Annotated in this window: 1 protein-coding gene; it reads left to right on the top strand. The window is 71.6% G+C overall.

The features are described 5' to 3' along the window. A partial coding sequence (locus MKK84_RS23750; protein WP_409566537.1) for an outer membrane protein occupies positions 1-436 on the top strand: 436 nt, incomplete at both ends.

Here is a 436-nt window from a genome sequence, read left to right as displayed (position 1 = left end):
TCCAGCCGCTCCACCGGCAACAGCTTCGGCGTGCCCTTCCCCTACGCCACCCCCGGCACCGTCGCCACCTTCCGCAACAACAGCCAGGACGGCTTCTCCGGCGGCGCCCAGATCGGCTACAACTTCCAGCTGACCCCGGGCAACGGCGTGGTCGTCGGCATCGAGGCCGACGCCCAGTACCTCGACTTCGGCCGCAGCCGGAACAGCTCGTTCATCTCCGGCGGCGCGCTCGCCCCCGGCTACTACGTCACCGATCCGCGCGGCCTGTCGAGCCTCGACTACTTCGGCACCGTGCGCGGCCGCCTCGGCTACGCCTTCGACCGCACCCTCGTGTACGGCACCGGCGGCTTCGCCTACGGCTCGGGCAGCGCTGACCGTTCGTTCGGCGGCTACGCCGGCAACGACAGCTTCCGCACCGGCTACGCGGTCGGCGGCG

It is taken from the genome of Methylobacterium sp. E-065, assembly GCF_022829605.1.
GTDB lineage: Bacteria > Pseudomonadota > Alphaproteobacteria > Rhizobiales > Beijerinckiaceae > Methylobacterium.
Note: the sequence above shows the minus strand (reverse complement) of the source record. Positions and strands in the feature narration are given on the sequence as shown.